Below are 17,436 nucleotides of genomic sequence, written 5' to 3' on the forward strand. Positions count from 1 at the left end.
AGGGGGATAATTTAATGAATGCTTATGGTTATTGGATGTTGGGCATAGCCTTTCTTTATACCATGATCTTAATCGGTGCCGGGGTTGTGGCTAAGAAGAGGGCCAAACAAAGTGACGGGTATTTTGTCGGCGGCCGCCAGTTTAACCGCTGGACAGTGTCTTTCATGATTACCGGTTTATTTGCGGGATCAACTTATATTTCTATTCTGGAACTCACCTATATCAAGGGAATTTCTGCTGCCTGGTACGGGGTCGCTGAACTTACTCATATTTTAATTATTGCTTTGGTTCTTATCGGTTCTTTTCGCGAGAAACTGCTCGTTACCATCTCCGGCCTAATCGGGGATAAATTCGGGCGCGCTGCTTTGGGAATCGCCGGTTTTATTACAGCCGTAACCTTCCCGATGTGGTCGGTGGCCACTGCCCTGGCCTTTGCTTCAGCGCTCCATGTTTTGACAGGGCTTTCCATGATGACTTCGGTTATTGTAACGGCCTTACTCCTTTTGGTGTATCTGCAAGCAGGAGGAATGTGGTCCATTGCCTTCACACAAACCGCTAATTTGATTGCGTTTTTTGCTATGTTTGTCGTGGCGGCCATTGCCATTTTTATTAACCCCGGGCTGGACGGAATTGCCCGTTTAGCTGCAACCAAGCCTGCCATGTTTGACGCCGGTAATGTCGGTTTGCAAGTGATTTTGGCCTGGTTTGGTACCTTCTGGGTCAATGTTTTGGTGGCACAGGCCGCCTTCCAAATGGCTTTGTCGTGCAAGACTCCCGAGGAAGGCCGTAAAGGTCTGTATATTGCGGCCGGCTTTAATGTTGTCTTTATCGTCATGGCAGTGATGGTTGGTTTGGCTACCGCTGCTGTAATGCCTGGTATTAGCCGTGGTTTGATGGCGGTTCCGACTTATCTGATGCAAACTCTGCCCCCGCCGCTTGTCGGCGTCTTTACCCTGGGTATTTGGGCTGCTGCTCTCGGTTGGGGCGCTCCCTGCCAGTTCTCCGGTGCTACCAGCTTAGGCCGGGACGTGGGCAGGGCGATATTCCCGCAGGTCACCCCTGAGACTCAGGTCAAATGGACGAAAATTTCCCTGGTTATCCTAACAGGACTTATGGTTGGTTACGGCTTCCTTCGCTCGGAAAATGCGGCCTGGTGGAACGTCTTTGCCTGGACCGCCCGTAACGGTGCCACTTTTGCTCCCGTGTTGGCAGCGCTGCTGTGGCCGGTGGCTACCCGTTTTGGGGTGGTCTCGGCTATGATTCTCGGCTTTGGTGGCGGGTTGGTATGGAATGCACTGGGCAATTGGTCGGCGGATAAGTTCTATCTCAATGTGCACCCGGTCTGGGTAGGGATGATTTTCAATATTCTGGGTCTTGTTCTAATAAGCTTGTTGGGACGGGTTGGCCAAATAAAGTTTAGCGCCAGTGTTTCCGATGGCAAGCGCAAGGCAGGATTTATTTCTGCGGGTATAGCAGGGGTTATTCTCCTGGTGATCGGTTTGAATTTCCAATGGCTCTTTACTAAAGGTTTGCTAGGGATGTTTCTCTTTTTAGTCGTGTTGTCCGCTTGGGTTGTATTGATTAGTTTTGTCAGCCTGGTGGAAAACGGAGAGGTTGCTGAAGGAAAGATTCGTATCGCCGGTGTGGGCAAATAAGATTTATTGAAACCTGACCGTTGTTTTATGGATTAGAGGGAACGACTTTTTGCCGCTACGGCAAGGGTCGTTCCCGTCATTCAAGGAGTGTAAACTATAAGCGAATGAGCAGGAGTTAAAATCATCTTGACAATCGGAGGTAATCAATATGACAGCTTACTTCTTTTTGGTACTTTTGGCGTTAGGCATGACCGGAGGCTTTTTCTCCGGCTTGCTGGGGTTAGGCGGTGCAATCCTGATGGTGCCTTTGCTGCTGTATGTCCCGCCGTTATTGCATCTGCCTGCCTTGGATATGAAAACCGTGGCAGCAATAAGTACTTTGCAAGTCTTCGCCAGCGCTGCTTCCGGTGTTGTGGCTCATCGTAAAAGGGACGCTCTTAGCATACCTGTGTTACTTGTCATGGGGATCCCGGCCGCTCTGGCCGGTTTCGTGGGAGCTTTCTTTTCACAGTATGTAAATGCCCGTTTCTTATTAACCATCTTTGCCGGAATATCTACCCTCGCCACTTTATTAATGTTTTTACCCAAAAGAGATAAAAAGAAAGAAGAGAGTCTCTCGGGGTCAGAAAGTGCTGATCAGATTCAGTTTAACCGCTTCTTGGCCGCTTTTTTGGCTGCGCTAATAGGATTCATCGGGGGGATGATCGGAGCACCGGGAGCTTTTATTTTTGTGCCGGTCAGCGTTTATATCCTGAATATTCCCCTCAGGGTTACCATTGGTTCTACCTTGGGTATTGTTTTATTCACTTCCTTTTCAAGCATGCTGGGAAAGATTTTAAGCGGGCAGATGTATTGGGCCTTAGGGGCTGCTCTCGTCTTGGGTTCGGTGCCGGCGGCTCAGCTGGGCTCCAGACTCTCGCATCGGGCTCCGCTTCGGGTGTTGCACTGGATTATGACAGGAATCATTGCTTTTTCGTCTCTGAAAATATGGCTGAATGTCTTTAATTATTCATCATAATTAGAAAATAATTTAGGAAAAGGTGGGAATGGGGCGGATGCCCAACCAGTCCGGAACGGTACCGGACATTAGAAGCTGAAGTTGAGGGAGGATGTTTTTTATGGCCAGAGGAATGATTAACTGCGGGATTTGCGCCCACAATATCGAGGTAGAAGCAGATTGTCCGGACGGACAAAATGTAAAACTGAAAATAAGCAGTGACTGTCCAAACTATCAAAAAATTGCCGCAGAACTGCAGGAAGTAGATGCGTTTAAGGAACTCTTTCAACCTTTGCATCTGGGGCAAGTCTACCAGGCTTTTGCCAAGCACAGCCCTCATCCCAGTTGTCCCGGGCTTTCCGGTATGCTTAAAACCGTGGAAGTTGCCGCCGGACTGGCTTTAGCCCAAACTGCCGGTATAGAAGTAAAGTGAAGCAAAGTAAACTGAAGCAAAGTAAAGTAAAGTAAAGTAAAGTAAAGTGAGTTAAGTAACCTATCCTTTTGAACAAGTCGTGGAGGAATTAGTATATGAGCAGCCGCCTTATTCCCGTATGGAACAGAGAGGATATTTTTTCTGAGTACCGGGATACGCCCATCGGCCACCTCTTGGAGTATCATAACCTGAATGTGCCCTTCCAGAGCTATACTAAAGCAGAACTGTTAATCGGCATGTGCATGGACAACCGCAAACATCTGCACATTCCGGACAATTTTGCCTATATAATCCGAACCGGTGGGGGAAATTTACGCTACAGTGAATTCAAGGTCTCTTATGCCATTGCCATTGGAGGAGTTAAAGCCATCGCTTTAATAGCTCACAACAACTGCGGGATGGTCAATCTCTACGCCAAGAAAGACAGGTATGTTCAAGGACTGGTAGATCAAGCGGGCTGGGACAGGGAGTGGGCGGAAGAACATTTTTTGCATTTTGCCCCTATGTTTGAAATCGGGAACGAATTGGACTTTGTCCTGAGCGAGGCTAAAAGACTCAGGCTGAGATACCAGAAAATCCTGATTGCGCCGCTTCTGTACAAAGTTGAGGACAATTATCTTTATTTAATTCAAGAGTAAAAACAGTGTGTCGCAATTCCTAAAATACGCCATGTCTTTTTTCAGGCCTGGCGATTTATTGTTTAGGCAATTCGAAAATAGGACCAACACAGTGCTACTCATGTTCGTCAAGCAGAGGTACATTTAACCTGAGGTGCTTAACGACTTTAATGTAAAATGCTGCAGGATCACCTTTTAATAGGAAAATATGGGGGGTAAAGATAAGTGAAATCGATTCGGATCAAAATCATGCTGTTGTCGAGTTTGACCGTAGCCATTGCTCTTTTATGCTTGGGGGCCATACTTTATTATCAGACCAAGACTACGATGGTTACATCTACCGAAACAATGTCCCAGGAGATTGTAAAAGCCAGAGGGGCAGAAGTCGGTCGCTGGCTGGAGGCGAAAACAGGTGAAGTAGCTGCCCTGTCCAAGGCAGAAAGCCTGGAAACAGGGGACTGGACGCAGGCTAAAGCTTATGCTGACTCCCTCAACGGGAAGCTTGATAAAGAGTTCGAATTTGGTTGGTATGCAGACCTTGATGGTAATTTCTATACCACAATGGGGAAAACAGGGAATATCAGAAACAGATATGACTACACAGCGATCAGAGACCAAGGCAAGGAAGTGTTTATCAGCAATCCAATGCCGTCTGCAGTCACAGGTAAACCCGTGGTAGTGATTACCCATGCTGTCAAAGACAGAAGCGGGAAGTTGACAGGGGTTTTTGCCGGGGTAATTGACTTGGGAACGGTTGCCCAGATCGCCAACCAGATTAAAATCGGGCAAACCGGATTCGGCTGGATTGTGGACGGCAGCGGGCTGGTTATCGCGCACCCGGATGATAAGATGAGAATGAAGCTGAATCTTTTAAAATCAACCGAGGCTGGATTTAAGGGTTTGGATGAACTGGGAAAGAAAATGACGGCAGGCCAGGAAGGCAGAGGAAAAATCATTGATCCTGACGGTACGGAAAGATACATGATTTTTACTCCTATCCCCGGTTCGCCCAACTGGAGTCTGGGGGTTTCAGTACCAACTTCTGAACTTTTGATGTATGCCAATTCCATGCTTAAGACCACGGTGATTAATGTCGGAATCATTCTCGTATTGAGCATTGTTCTGTCCGTGGTGGTGGCAGGTACTTTGGCCAAACCAATCGTGGAATTGACAGGGCATTTGAACAAGCTGGCGCAGGGAGATTTCACCATAACTTTACCGGAGAAAATCCGCAAGAGGAAGGACGAATTGGGTATACTGGCCCATGCTATGTCCGCCATGCAAGATTCTGTCGGCACTTTGATTAGGCGAGTGTTTGGCGCGTCGGAAAGTGTGACCGGCCAAAGTCAGCAGTTAGCGGAGATTGCCAATGGCGTGCAGCAGGGTACGGAGCAAATTGCGGCAACGGTGCAGGAAATGGCGGCGGGAGCTGAGGAACAAGCCGGAACTGCGGCCGAAATCGCCAATTCAACAGAAGCCTTGAATAAGCTGTTCGCTCAGGCGAACCAAAGCGGGGAGGAACTTAAGACCTCGTCCAATCTTGTGTTAAAGACCGGCAATAAGGGTACGGAGCAGATGGAAAACTCAGTGCGGCAAATGGAAGTGATTAACGCAATCGTCACAGACTCGGTGCAAAAGGTGCAGGGGTTGGACCAAAAGGCCCAGGAAATTTCCAAATTAGTACAAGTGATTAACGACATTGCCGATCAGACGAATCTTCTGGCCTTGAATGCGGCCATTGAGGCGGCCAGAGCGGGAGAAGCAGGCCGGGGATTTGCAGTGGTGGCCGAGGAAGTTAAAAAATTAGCTGAGCAAACCAGGAATTCTGCCGCAGAAATAACCGGGATTGTAGAAGGGGTACAGTACGAAAGTAAAGTGGTGAGTGAATCCTTGGAGAAGGGTTATTCCGAGGTTGAAGAGGGGATGAGCCAAATCCAGATAACGGGACAGGCTTTGCATGATATCAATACTGAGGTTGCGCAAATGGTGGGCCGGATTCAAAGTTTGTCGGACAACCTGCAAGAGATTGCCACCAGCAGCAAGGCTATCAGTAGTGCGATACAGGGAGTTGCTTCCATTGCGGAAGAGACTTCTGCCGGCATTGAAGAGACTGCTGCTGCGGTTCAGGAACAAAACAGTGCGATGGAGAGAGTGACTCAGAATGCCGACACCCTGTCGCGCTTAGCTCAGGAATTGAAAGAGACGGTTGGTACGTTTAAGGTTCAGGCTTAAATAAGGGAGGTTGAAATGGACTATTTCAGGCTGGCAGTGATCGTTTTGGTGGCTACTACACTCCAGGTTGGCACAGGATTTGGCTTTTCTATCATGGCGACACCATTTTTGCTCCTGTTGTATGACGGCCATGATGCCATTCAAATTAATATCATTCTTTCAGTTGTCATCTCCTTGGTTATGGTTTTCAAAATCCGTCACGATGCAGATAAGGCTATGCTGCCGCAGCTTATAAAAGGAAGCATTGCCGGGATACCTATAGGTATGGCCTTTTTTCTTATTCTTGACGTCCGGTTTTTGAAGATTCTGGTCAGCGTGCTCATTCTTATGCTAACCTTCTTGTTGATGCTAAAACTGAAAATACGGCAAAGTAAATGGAAAGACCTGCTATCAGGCGGAATTTCCGGGTTTTTAAGCACAAGTCTTGGTATGCCGGGTCCTCCTTTACTTATATATTTTTCCGGCATCGGAATGCCCAAGGAGAGGATGCGGAGTACAATTCTGTCCTTTGCCCTTGTGGTTTATTTTGTTAGTTTTGTATTGCAACTTGTGCTTTACGGGACTAATAAGACAGTCTGGCTGGCAAGTTTATCATCCCTGCCCGTTCTGGCTGGGGGGACATTTTTGGGACAGATCTTGTTTCGGAAATTAAGCCAGCGGTTATTCACAACGCTCACATACTTAATATTGGTTTTTACGGGTGCTTATTTGCTCATAACCAGTATATAATATGACTTAAAGGTACGGATGAGAATCCAGATCTAATGCAATACTTCGGGATATATTAAGTATTGGTTTCCTTCAAGTCGAATTTGCAGTTAGCAATGCAGAATTGACTCAACCCGAAACCTTCATTTCAGACAGGGCTTTCAAGGATAACCTAAAGTACCACTGCAGTTTTGCAGTGGTACTTTATTTTTGTAGGTATGTGACGAAATCTGTTCTCTTAAAGATTTTTCCGTTCGGTCTTAATTTCCTACTTTTAACCCGCTGATTTCTACCGATCGGCCTGAAATTTGTGAATATTTCAATTTGATGGCACATGGTTTGCACTAAAACAGAAAACAAAAGTTGAAAAACTGAGGAACTACATAAGGAGGGAATTATTCATATGAGTCCACGTTTTACAGGGAAACCGGCTGAGGAATTCGACTTCAAAGAAATCATCTATGAAAAGAAAGATTGGGTCGCCACCGTCACCATCAACCGTCCGCATGTCTATAACTCGTACAGCACCTTAACCTTGCAAGAGCTTACCGAAGCCTTCCGTGATGCCTCCTGGGATGACTCTGTAGCTGTGGTCGTACTGACCGGGGCCGGGGAAAAAGCCTTCTGCACTGGGGGAGATGTTAAAGAATACGCCGAGGACTACACCAAACGTCCGCGCGACTACTGGAAGTGGATGGGGGTTTTCACCGAGTGCCATGATGTTCTAAGAAACATCGGCAAACCCACCATCGCCCGCATCAATGGTATTGTTGCCGGCGGAGGCAACGAATTCAACATGGGCTGCGACCTCGCCATCATGGTCGAAGGGGCCAGCATCCAGCAAGTCGGAACCATGGTCGGATCTGTGGCCGCAGGCGGGGCCACCCAGTGGCTCCCCATCATTATCGGAGACCGGCGGGCTCGGGAAATGCTCTTCTTAAGCGAACCCATCACTTCCCAACAAGCCCTTGAGTGGGGCCTTGTAAACCAAGTCGTACCTCGCGACCAACTGGACCAAGCCGTTGCTACCATGGCTGAAAAACTTATAAATAAATTCCCTGAGTGCCTGCGCTACACCAAACAGCAGACCAACTTCTGGAAAGATCTCGCTTGGAGTTCCACCGTCGGGCATGCCCGCGAATGGCTCGCTCTCCACTTCGCCAGCGTCGAACCGTATGAGGGCATGAAAGCTTTCGTTGAAAAGCGGCCCAAAGACTACATCGGTTTAAGACAGAAAGCTGCCTCGGGCGGTTCCAGCGAATTCCTCTACGGCCCATATACCCATACTTGCCCCAGCTGCGGAGCCAAAGGAATCCCGGATGACTTCAAATTCTGCGGGGTCTGCGGGGCGAAATTAGAATAGAGATAAAGGGTTCGATAAGGGTAGATAGATATAGAATGGAAATTTCCCTCTGAAATAAAATCCATTTCAGAGGGAGTTTCCTATCTGAAGGAAAGTGAAAATTTTGAAAGGAGTGAAAGGATGGGCCGCACGCAAAAACTGATGTCAGCGCGCGAGGCTGTCAGCCACTGGGTTGGGGATCGGTGCGAGTCGCTGGCTGTCGGCGGCATGCACATGCATAACAACCCGATGGCCCTTATTCGGGAAATCATCCGCCAGGGCAAGAAAATCAAGCGCTTAATCACCAGCCCGTCCGCCGATATCAATGCGGACTTGCTCATTGGTGCGGGTCTGGTGGAAGAGATTCTCACGGCCTATGTCGGGTTTGAGCATTTGGGACTGGCGCCCAACTTCCGCCGGGCGGTGGAAACAAAAAGCATGAGGCTCTTGGAATGTGATGAGCCTTTTATCGTTTACGGTTTGCAAGCCGGGGCCGGAGGTCTGCCCTTTATTCCCTATCCCAAGGGTTTGGAATTAAACGATCTCCACAAAATCAACCCGGAAATGTACCGCTTTACGACGGATCCTTATACCGGGGATGAAGTGATGACGGCGGCACCGATAAAACCCTCGGTGGCCTTGGTTCACTGCCAGGAAGCAGACCCTTACGGCAACGCCCTATTTAAAGGAAGTGAATTTACGGACCGGCAAATGGTAATGGCCGCCGATACGGTCATCATACAGGCGGAAAAAATTGTCCCGGACCTGGCCCGTAAATATGGATCAACCAAAGTGAATGTCCCGGGCTTTTTGGTTTCAGCCGTGGTGGAAGCCCCTTATGGCTGCCATCCGACGTCTTCCCATGGGTATTATACCTTTGATGAAGCTCACTTGAAGGAATATATCAAGGCTTGCAAAACCCCAGAGACGTTTGCGGCCTATCTCCAACACTATGTGACCGGCATCCCCGAAGAAGAGTATGCGGGCAGAATCGGGACGGAGCGTCTGCAAGCCTTAAGTAAAAGGGGGGAGTCTGAGTGAGTGAGAAAACATACTCCACGGCGGAACTTATGGCCTGCGTTATGTCTCGTCATCTGCAGGACGGGGAAGTGGCGATTATGGGTGCGGTCAGTATGATTCCGATGGCTGCCTGCCGCATGGCGCAAGAAACCCATGCCCCGAATCTGTACTACATTGCAGGGGGCAGCGGAGCCGTTAATCCTCACCTGGAGCCCTTGGTTTTTTCCTCCTGTGATGATGAAAACCTGCGTTCGGATGCGGCCATGGCTTTGCCTGATGTCATTCTTTTAGAAGGGCATGGCAAACGCCTTGATGTTTTCTTTGGCGGCGGCCTCCAGATCGATAAGTACGGCAACTGCAACTTAGTCTGTATTGGGGACTGGGACAAACCGGCCTTGCGCGGGCCCGGAACCGTAGGACTGCCGTTCCTGCCGCGGGCGGGACGGGTAGTTATTTATACTACATCCCACAATGCCCGCACGTTGGTGGAGAAAGTGGATTTTAACAGCGGACCTGGCTTCTTGGACGGTCCGGAAGGGTGGGCTGCTAAGGGGCTGCCGGGGAACGGCCCGGCCTTGGTTGTAACTCCGCTCTGTGCCATGGATTTTGATGAAAAGAGCAAAATTATGCGCCTCAAATCCGTGCACCCGGGAGTGACCGTGGAGCAGGTGGTGGAAAACACCGGATTCAAGCTCATTGTTCCGGAACACGTTCCCACAACCCCGGAACCTACGGAAACTGAGCTTAAGGCTTTGCGCCAAATTGATCCGACCGGAGTGGCGAGGAATTTAATCTAACCCATTTCCACCTTTCAGTGCTTCACCCATCTCCCTCTGCCAAGAGCTAAATTCCCCGTAACACACGAAACTAAGCAGAAATGATTGAAGTATATCGATAGGAGGGGTATAAATGAGCGGAAGCGGTCTGTACTTTCCGGATCAGTTTAATGTAGCAGTGGAACTCGTTGACAAGAATCTGGAAGAGGGCAGAGGGAAGAAGGTAGCGGTTTATTACAAAGATCAAACCTTTACCTATGAAGATATTTTTAAGGCGGTCAATAAAGCGGGTAATGCTTTTAAGAGCCTGGGTGTAGAGCGTGAAAACAGGATTTTGCTTTTGCTGCTTGACTCCCCGGAGTTCGTGGCCAGCTTCTTTGGGGCGATTAAGATGGGAGCGGTTCCGATTCCCACGAATACCATTTTAAAGCCTAAAGACTATCTCTACCTGCTGAATGACAGCCGGGCCAAAGTGGCAGTAGTAAGTGAAGCCCTGGTCGGCCAGATTGAGGAAATCCGGGGAGAACTGCGTTACCTTAAGCATTTGGTGGTGGTGGGCAAAGCGGGTCCGGGGCAGATTTCCTATGAGGAGCTGGTAGGCCCGGCTTCCGATGAACTGGTGCCGGCGGACACCCATAAGGATGAACCGGCATTCTGGCTTTATAGCTCGGGCAGTACCGGTTTCCCCAAGGGAGCGGTCCATCTTCACCACGACATGATCGTAAGCGCCGATCTTTATGCCAAAAAAATTCTAAACATTACGGAAAATGATATTTGTTACTCCGTAGCCAAACTCTTCTTTGCTTATGGGTTAGGCAACGCCCTTTATTTCCCCTTCCGCGTCGGGGGCTCGACCGTGCTTGTTCCGGATCAGCCGAAACCGGAGACCGTGTTTGAAACGGTGCGTAAATACAAGCCAACTCTCTTTTACGGGGTTCCGACGTCTTATGCTTCTTTGCTACAAACGGCTGAAAAAATGCCGGGGGTTGACATGAGTTCGATCCGGCTTTGCACTTCGGCGGGCGAAGCGTTGCCTAAAACCGTATATGATGCATGGTATAAGAAGTTTAACCTGGTGATTTTGGATGGCATCGGTTCAACCGAATGTGCGCATATTTTCATCACCAACCGGGTGGGAGATGTCAAACCGGGAGCGACCGGCAAACCGGTTGAGGGATATGAAGCCAAAATCGTGGATCCGGACGGAAATGCGGTGCCGCGGGGTGAGATTGGCACCCTGATGGTCAAAGGAGATAGCATCGCCGCCTATTATTGGAACAAGCATGAAAAGAACAAAGAGACTTTCCACGGGGCTTGGATTAATACCGGGGATAAGTACCTGCAGGATGAAGACGGCTATTTCTGGTATGTCGGCCGCACGGATGACATGATTAAACCAGGCGGAATCTGGGTTTCCCCGATCGAGGTCGAAAACACGATTATGGAACACTCCTCTGTGCTGGAATGTGCCGTGATCGGGGTAGTCGACAGTGACAATCTGGAAAAACCGAAAGCCTATATCGTGCTCCGGGATGGGCTTGAACCCTCAGAGGATCTGGCAGTGGAAATCCAGCAATTTGTCAAGAGTAAAATCGCTCCCTATAAATTCCCGCGCTGGGTGGAATTCATTCCGGAGCTCCCCAAAACGGCTTCCGGCAAAATGCTCCGCTACAAACTAAGAGAACTAAACAAAAAGGAACAAGTTGTACTTCAAGAAACCGCAAGTTCCACAGAGGAGGGTTAAGAGGATGAAATTACAAGGAAAAGTCGCTCTGGTGACAGGCGCCAAAGACGGAATCGGCAAAGCAATCGCACTGGCCTTCGCCGATGAAGGGGCGGATGTCGCTTTGGTCAGCCGCTCCATTACCCGTGAGGATGATGTCGTGCGTGAAGTGGAAGCAAAAGGAAGAAGGGCGTGCGTGGTCAAAGCGGACGTGTCCAAACGGGAATCTGTCCTGGCGATGGTCGAACAAATCAAGGCAGAGCTTGGTCCTGTAGACATTCTCGTCAATAATGCGGGTCTATCCATTCCGGCAATGCTCTTAAAGATGACGGAAGAGCAATGGGATGAAGTGATCAATGTCCATCTGAAAGGCACTTTCCTTTGTACCCAAGCCGTGGCCTTTGACATGAAAGAGCGGGGTTTTGGCCGAATTATCAATGTCACGTCTTCAGCTGGGCTGCAAGGGACCATCGGGCAGGTAAACTATACCGCAGCCAAAGGAGGAATCAACGCTTTTACCAAGTCAGCGGCGCGTGAACTCGCTAAATACGGGATTACGGTCAATGCGATCTCTCCCTTTGCGGAAACGAAGATGACCACAAAAATTGCCACTGATCCAAAGCTCAGGGATAAATATCTGGAGCGGGTGCCCATGGGCCGCTTTGGCCAACCCGAGGAAATGGCCCCGGGCTTTGTCTTCCTGGCTTCTCCGGAAGCAGGGTATATCACCGGACAGATTCTCTGCATCGACGGCGGCATGATTATGAGATAGAACGATCCTACAGGATTAACAATAAGGGGGTCTTAGCTAAATGAAGGAAGTAGTTATTGTAAGTGCCGTCCGGACTCCAATTGGGACGATTGGCGGGACACTGAAAGACATACCGCCTCAGGATTTGGGGGCAATTGTAATTAAAGAAGCCGTTGCCAGGGCGGGAATCAGCCCCGAGCTGGTGGAAGAGGTGATCATGGGCTGGTCGCGTCAAACCACCGAGGCCTCCAACATTGCCCGGGTTGCTTCCCTGCTCGCCGGCATCCCGGAAGGAGCGGCGGCCTTTACGGTTCACCGCCAGTGTGCGTCCGGCCTGCAGGCGATCAGCAATGGAACCCAGGAGATTCAGACCGGCCGGGCGGAAGTGGTCGTGGCCGGAGGAAATGAAAGTTTGAGCCGCGCGCCCTATTACCTTAAGAATGCGCGCTATGGTTATGGCGCCGGGGATGGGGTTTTGGTGGATTCTCTCACGGAAGCCGGTCCCGGGGGACAGCCGCTCTCCATGTACGGTTCAGTGTCGATGGGGGATACAGCCGAAAATGTGGCTGAACAATTTAACGTATCCCGGGAAGATCAGGATGCGTTCGCGCTTCAGAGCCAGGAACGTTATAAGAAGGCGTTTGCTGCGGGGTTGTTCAAGGATGAAATTGTTCCGGTAGAAGTGCCTGCGCGTAAAGGAACCATCATTTTCGATACGGATGAACACCCGCGTGAAACCACCCTGGAAAAGCTGGCAGCCCTGAAGCCGGCCTTCCGCAAAGGCGGTTCCGTTACGGCCGGCAACTCCTGCGGGCGCAATGATGCCGCTGCGGCCGTCGTTCTAATGTCTGCAGACAAGGCGAAGGAATTGGGCATAAAACCTCTGGCCCGCATTATAACCGACGCGGCAGTCGGAGTGCCGCCCCAGATTATGGGGATCGGGCCGGTTCCGGCAGTCCGCAAAGCCCTGAAACAAGCTAATCTGACTTTGGATGATATTGAGCTGGTGGAGTTGAACGAAGCCTTTGCTTCCCAATCGCTGGCAGTGATCCGGGAACTGGGCATGGATATGAATAAAGTGAACGTCAACGGCGGGGCAATTGCCTTGGGACACCCGATCGGCGCCACCGGCGCCCGCCTCATGACCACGCTCCTGTATGAACTGCGCAGGCGCAAAGCCCGTTATGGCATGGTTACGCTCTGTATCGGAGGCGGTCAGGGCATGGCGACGATTATTGAAGGGATTTACGAAGATTAGGGCAGGAGATAGAATACGAGGAGTCAGGAGTCAGGAGTCAGGAGTCAGGAGTCAGGAGTCAGAATTCAGAAGACCTAGTAAGAACACTCATAGGATTAACATGAGATGTGGCATTGTTGATAATCAGTAGAATTGGAAGCGGGTGAGTAAGGAAGTGCTGGAAACGAGGGCCGGTCTGATCGAGGTAGCCTTGGGACGCAAAGCTCCTGATCTGTTAATCCGCAATATGCGCCTGGTCAATGTCTATTCCGGGGAGATCCTTGACGGCCAAGAAGTAGCCGTGTGGCAGGGTAGGATAGCTTATGTAGGACCTGAGGGGAAAGCCGGAGAGGGTACGGAGGTTGTTGACGGTAAAGGCATGTACTTGCTCCCGGGTTTTATCGATGTCCATGGACATGCGGATTTTATTACCAATCCTCTGTCTTTAGCCCAGGCAATTTTGCCTACAGGAACCACGGGGATGCTGACAGATACCCATGACATTGCAGGAGCGCTGGGGATTGGCGGGGTTGAACTGATGCTGGAGGCAACCCGCGATATTTCCTTTCGCTACTATGTAGCTGTTCCCTCCGCTTGCCCGCCGCTGCCTGAGTTTGAAGGGGAAGAGGTTTTTAGCCGGGAAATTGTAGAGGCAAGTTTGGGCAAACCCAGGGTCTTAGCCGTAAGTGAAGTCACAGCCTGGGGACGGCTGATGGTTCCGGAACCGGAGTTTCTTGCGAAAATCGTTTCCGCTGCGGAACACGGGAAACGCATTGAAGGGCATATGGCCGGGTGTTCCTATGAGAAATTGAATGCTCTCATAGCTTGTGGTTTTACCTCATGCCATGAGAGCATTACGGCAGAAGAAGCCTTGAACCGCCTGCGCCTCGGGCTCTATGTGATCCTCAGGCATGGCTCGATCAGGGCTGATCTGGAGCCTCTTTCCCGACTGGTGACCGAGCACTCGGGGCCGGATACTTCAAGGATAATGCTCAGTCCGGACTGGTTCAGCCCTATGGATATCTTGAAGCATGGTTATCTAAATTACTTGGTTACCCGTGCAGTAGAGCTGGGAATCCCTGCAATTAAAGCCGTCCAGATGGTTACAATCAATCCGGCGACCTATTTAGGACTTGATCGCGAGATTGGCGGAATTGCTCCCGGACGTCTAGCGGACTTTATGTTGGTTAAGGATATTGCCCGACCGGACCCGGCTAAGGTTTGGGTCGGCGGCCGCTTGGCAGCCGCTGACGGCCGGCTGCTTATGGATTTCCCTAAATTCCCGGCCACGCCGCTGGCAGCCTGGAGAAAAGGCCGTGTCCCCCGATCTCCGGTTATGGCCGCGGATTTTGCGGTCAAAAGAGATGGAGCGGATAAGGTTGAGGTTCCCATTATTCAGATGGTCAACAAAACCATTACCAAGACAGTGATGCGCACTCTATCGGTAACCGACGGATTGATTGAGCTTCCGCCGGATCTTATGAAAATCAGTATGTGGTCGGCCCAAGCCCAGACTTGGATGAAGGGCTTTTTAGGCGGCTTTGGTGCCCGCATCGGGGGTTATGCCAGCAGTATTGCGCATGAGACCCATATGCCGATGGTGGTGGGCAGCAATGACAGAGATATGGCTCAGGCTGCCAACCGGATGCTGGAAATCGGGGGTGGCACGGTGCTGGTGGAAGAGGGACAGGTGGTTGGGGAAATCCCCATGACCACGGGTGGCATCCTTTCTGATACGGGTGTGCAGGAGACAGCCGAAAATTGGACTGAGCTGAATGAATACCTGCATAAAAAAGGGTGCCCCTTTGACGATCCCCTCTTTGGATTGGGTTTTCTTGGATTTACCGGTTTGCCCTATGTGCGAATTACCCCTTCAGGGGTAGTGGATATCCGTCATAAAGAAGTTATTTTTGGCTAAAGCAAAATTAAAATTAGAAGCTATCCAAAAAGTTTACGGAGGTGTATTTATGTGAAAGCAGCTGTATTTTATGGTCCCAACCAACCCCTTAAAGTGGAAGACGTGCCAATACCCCAAATCGGCCCCGGTGAGATCCTGGTTAAAGTCGCAGCCTGTGGACTATGTCACACGGATTTGCACTACATTGACCATGGGGTTCCGACATTCAAAAAGCCCCCGCTTATTCTCGGTCACGAAATCTCCGGAACAGTTGCCGAAGTGGCTCCGGATGTGACAACCTTCAAAGTAGGCGACCGCGTGCTCTTGCCGGCCGTGATGTCCTGCGGCGTTTGTGACAACTGCCGGGAAGGCCGGGGCAATATTTGCTCCAGCATGGTCATGCCGGGCAATGATGTGGATGGTGGCTATGCCGAATACATCAAGGCGCCTGCCAACAATACCTTCCATTTGCCGGAGGAAATCCCCTTGATTGAAGGCTCGATCATTGCGGATGCGATTACGACACCCTATCATGCCGTGAAGAACCGGGGCAAAGTAAGGCCCGGGGATACCGTAGTAGTTTATGGCTGCGGCGGCGTAGGACTTAACTTGGTTCAAGTCGCCAATGCAGCCGGTGCGTCCGTGATTGCGGTCGATTTAGCTGAGAATAAACTGGCAAAAGCTAAAGAACTGGGTGCGGTGGCTACGTTTAACGCCGGTGAGACTCAAGATGTGGCCAAGGCTATCCGCAAATACACCGGCGGGGGCGCGGACATTGCCTTTGAGTGCATCGGCAATCCCAAGACGATGGAAGTCGCTTTCAATGCCGTACGCAACGGCGGCCGCTTTGTCATTGTGGGTTACACTGAGCACACCATGACTTTAAATGCCAGCCGGGTGATGTACCGGGAGATGGAGGTGGTCGGTTCCCTCGGCTGTCCGTTGGTTGATTACCCCAAAGTGATTGAAATGGTCCGCACCGGAAAAATTCAGGTGTTACCGATGGTATCCAAGCGCTTCTCGTTGGATGAAATTAATGAAGGCCTTGATTACCTGCGATCCGGCCAAGGATTTAGGTCGGTTATTATACCTTAAAGATTACTCTTAGGGTAGTCAGAATTCAGCAGTCAGAATTCAGCGAAGATCAGCTCGATCCCGGGTGAGGAGGGGATAAGGATGGCAGCAACCGGTCTTACAAACAATCTACCTCAAGCTGAGGCACAGGCAAAAGTGCCGCGCATAGATTTCCATGTCCATCTTGGGGTCTATACCTACCATCACGAGTGGGTGACAGAATGGATGAAAATTGCCCACCCGGTCGGGTATGAGGAGTATATTGAGCGGTATAATGATCCGGGAGCGTTCGAAGAGCTCCTGACCAGTGAAGGAGTGGACTATGCCTGTGTGCTCACAGAGCTCAGCCACATTACCACAGGAGTCTGCACCAATGAGCAGGTTCGGGATTTTTGTCATGGGCGCCCCCGCCTCATTCCTTTTTGCGATGTCAACCCCAACATCTATACCAGGCCGGGTGAGCAGCTACGGCGTTTTGTGGAAGATGAAGGGTTTCGCGGGGTCAAACTTTATCCCACCTATCAACAGTACTATCTAAATGATCCTAAGATTTATCCCATTTACCGCGCGGCTGAGGATCTGGGGATTCCGGTTCTGATTCACACCGGTTCATCGATCTTCCGCGGCGCCCGCCTTAAATACGGGGATCCCTTGCACTTGGATGATGTAGCCGTCGATTTCCCCTACCTGAAGCTGATCATGGCCCACTCCGGGCGCGGGTTTTGGTATGACCGGGCATTTTTCCTTTCCAGAATCCACGAAAATGTGTATATGGAGGTTTCCGGTCTTCCTCCGACCAAGCTTCTGGATTATTTTCCGGACTTGGGGCGCAATGTGGATAAAGTAATTTATGGAAGCGATTGGCCGGGTAACCCCTGGATAGGGTCTAACATGACAAAAATTGCCGAGCTGCCGCTCCCTCCCGGGGGAGCAGATAAGATCCTGGGCGGCAATGCGGCCAAGATTTTGGGTTTAACACTGAACTAACCCGCCCTAAGTCCCTCGCCTCTAAAGGCGGCGGGTGCCAAAGGGCG

The 17,436-nt window shown here is 50.5% G+C and carries 15 protein-coding genes; all 15 read left to right on the forward strand.

Annotated features, from left to right (window positions below):
* Positions 1 to 14: 14 nt before the first annotated feature.
* Positions 15 to 1,655, forward strand: coding sequence for a sodium:solute symporter family protein (locus tag J0X21_RS01045; protein WP_206808973.1), 1,641 nt, complete (start codon positions 15 to 17; stop codon positions 1,653 to 1,655).
* 148 nt (positions 1,656 to 1,803) lie between these two features.
* Positions 1,804 to 2,613 (forward strand): sulfite exporter TauE/SafE family protein, encoded by an 810-nt coding sequence (locus tag J0X21_RS01050; RefSeq protein WP_206808975.1) that lies wholly within the window; start codon positions 1,804 to 1,806, stop codon positions 2,611 to 2,613.
* Between the two features lie 100 nt (positions 2,614 to 2,713).
* The gene (locus J0X21_RS01055) at positions 2,714 to 3,025 is read left to right on the forward strand and encodes a DUF6951 family protein (RefSeq protein WP_206808978.1); all 312 of its coding nucleotides are present in this window, start codon (positions 2,714 to 2,716) and stop codon (positions 3,023 to 3,025) included.
* Positions 3,026 to 3,120: 95 nt separating this feature from the next.
* Positions 3,121 to 3,663, forward strand: a complete 543-nt coding sequence (locus tag J0X21_RS01060) for a carbonic anhydrase (RefSeq protein WP_206808979.1) — start codon at positions 3,121 to 3,123, stop codon at positions 3,661 to 3,663.
* A 204-nt stretch (positions 3,664 to 3,867) separates the two neighbouring features.
* A complete protein-coding gene (locus tag J0X21_RS01065) occupies positions 3,868 to 5,874 on the forward strand; it encodes a methyl-accepting chemotaxis protein (RefSeq protein ID WP_206808981.1) in 2,007 nt (668 codons plus the stop codon).
* Positions 5,875 to 5,889: 15 nt separating this feature from the next.
* Entirely contained in the window at positions 5,890 to 6,603 is a 714-nt protein-coding gene (locus tag J0X21_RS01070; RefSeq protein ID WP_206808983.1) for a sulfite exporter TauE/SafE family protein, read from the forward strand.
* A 382-nt stretch (positions 6,604 to 6,985) separates the two neighbouring features.
* Complete coding sequence (locus J0X21_RS01075; RefSeq protein WP_206808985.1) at positions 6,986 to 7,945, forward strand: enoyl-CoA hydratase-related protein; 960 nt, start codon at positions 6,986 to 6,988, stop codon at positions 7,943 to 7,945.
* Positions 7,946 to 8,065: 120 nt separating this feature from the next.
* A complete protein-coding gene (locus J0X21_RS01080) occupies positions 8,066 to 8,965 on the forward strand; it encodes a CoA transferase subunit A (protein WP_206808988.1) in 900 nt (299 codons plus the stop codon).
* The gene (locus tag J0X21_RS01085; protein WP_206808989.1) at positions 8,962 to 9,741 is read left to right on the forward strand and encodes a CoA-transferase subunit beta; all 780 of its coding nucleotides are present in this window, start codon (positions 8,962 to 8,964) and stop codon (positions 9,739 to 9,741) included. Before J0X21_RS01080 ends, J0X21_RS01085 begins: the two co-directional genes overlap by 4 nt.
* A gap of 112 nt (positions 9,742 to 9,853) precedes the next feature.
* Positions 9,854 to 11,464: a benzoate-CoA ligase family protein gene (locus J0X21_RS01090; RefSeq protein WP_206808991.1), complete on the forward strand. Its 1,611-nt coding sequence runs from the start codon at positions 9,854 to 9,856 to the stop codon at positions 11,462 to 11,464.
* Between the two features lie 4 nt (positions 11,465 to 11,468).
* Entirely contained in the window at positions 11,469 to 12,215 is a 747-nt protein-coding gene (locus J0X21_RS01095) for an SDR family NAD(P)-dependent oxidoreductase (protein WP_206808994.1), read from the forward strand.
* Between the two features lie 40 nt (positions 12,216 to 12,255).
* Positions 12,256 to 13,452 carry a thiolase family protein gene (locus J0X21_RS01100; protein ID WP_206808996.1) on the forward strand — a complete coding sequence of 399 codons (1,197 nt, stop codon included), beginning with the start codon at positions 12,256 to 12,258 and terminating at the stop codon, positions 13,450 to 13,452.
* Between the two features lie 154 nt (positions 13,453 to 13,606).
* Complete coding sequence (locus J0X21_RS01105; RefSeq protein WP_206808998.1) at positions 13,607 to 15,349, forward strand: adenine deaminase C-terminal domain-containing protein; 1,743 nt, start codon at positions 13,607 to 13,609, stop codon at positions 15,347 to 15,349.
* Positions 15,350 to 15,400: 51 nt separating this feature from the next.
* A complete protein-coding gene (locus J0X21_RS01110; protein WP_206809000.1) occupies positions 15,401 to 16,423 on the forward strand; it encodes a zinc-binding dehydrogenase in 1,023 nt (340 codons plus the stop codon).
* A gap of 81 nt (positions 16,424 to 16,504) precedes the next feature.
* Entirely contained in the window at positions 16,505 to 17,389 is an 885-nt protein-coding gene (locus J0X21_RS01115; protein WP_206809002.1) for an amidohydrolase family protein, read from the forward strand.
* Positions 17,390 to 17,436: the final 47 nt, after the last annotated feature.

The sequence above is a fragment of the Paradesulfitobacterium ferrireducens genome (assembly GCF_017310645.1).
Classification (GTDB): Bacteria; Bacillota; Desulfitobacteriia; order Desulfitobacteriales; family Desulfitobacteriaceae; genus Paradesulfitobacterium; species Paradesulfitobacterium ferrireducens.

Excerpts from the sequence above, each read along its gene's own strand:
- J0X21_RS01050 (WP_206808975.1), top strand. The coding sequence starts at position 1,804 with ATGACAGCTTACTTCTTTTTGGTACTTTTGGCGTTAGGCATGACCGGA.
- J0X21_RS01070 (WP_206808983.1), top strand. The coding sequence starts at position 5,890 with ATGGACTATTTCAGGCTGGCAGTGATCGTTTTGGTGGCTACTACACTC.
- J0X21_RS01115 (WP_206809002.1), top strand. The coding sequence starts at position 16,505 with ATGGCAGCAACCGGTCTTACAAACAATCTACCTCAAGCTGAGGCACAG.
- J0X21_RS01100 (WP_206808996.1), top strand. The coding sequence starts at position 12,256 with ATGAAGGAAGTAGTTATTGTAAGTGCCGTCCGGACTCCAATTGGGACG.
- J0X21_RS01080 (WP_206808988.1), top strand. The coding sequence starts at position 8,066 with ATGGGCCGCACGCAAAAACTGATGTCAGCGCGCGAGGCTGTCAGCCAC.
- J0X21_RS01075 (WP_206808985.1), top strand. The coding sequence starts at position 6,986 with ATGAGTCCACGTTTTACAGGGAAACCGGCTGAGGAATTCGACTTCAAA.
- J0X21_RS01090 (WP_206808991.1), top strand. The coding sequence starts at position 9,854 with ATGAGCGGAAGCGGTCTGTACTTTCCGGATCAGTTTAATGTAGCAGTG.
- J0X21_RS01060 (WP_206808979.1), top strand. The coding sequence starts at position 3,121 with ATGAGCAGCCGCCTTATTCCCGTATGGAACAGAGAGGATATTTTTTCT.
- J0X21_RS01045 (WP_206808973.1), top strand. The coding sequence starts at position 15 with ATGAATGCTTATGGTTATTGGATGTTGGGCATAGCCTTTCTTTATACC.
- J0X21_RS01055 (WP_206808978.1), top strand. The coding sequence starts at position 2,714 with ATGGCCAGAGGAATGATTAACTGCGGGATTTGCGCCCACAATATCGAG.
- J0X21_RS01095 (WP_206808994.1), top strand. The coding sequence starts at position 11,469 with ATGAAATTACAAGGAAAAGTCGCTCTGGTGACAGGCGCCAAAGACGGA.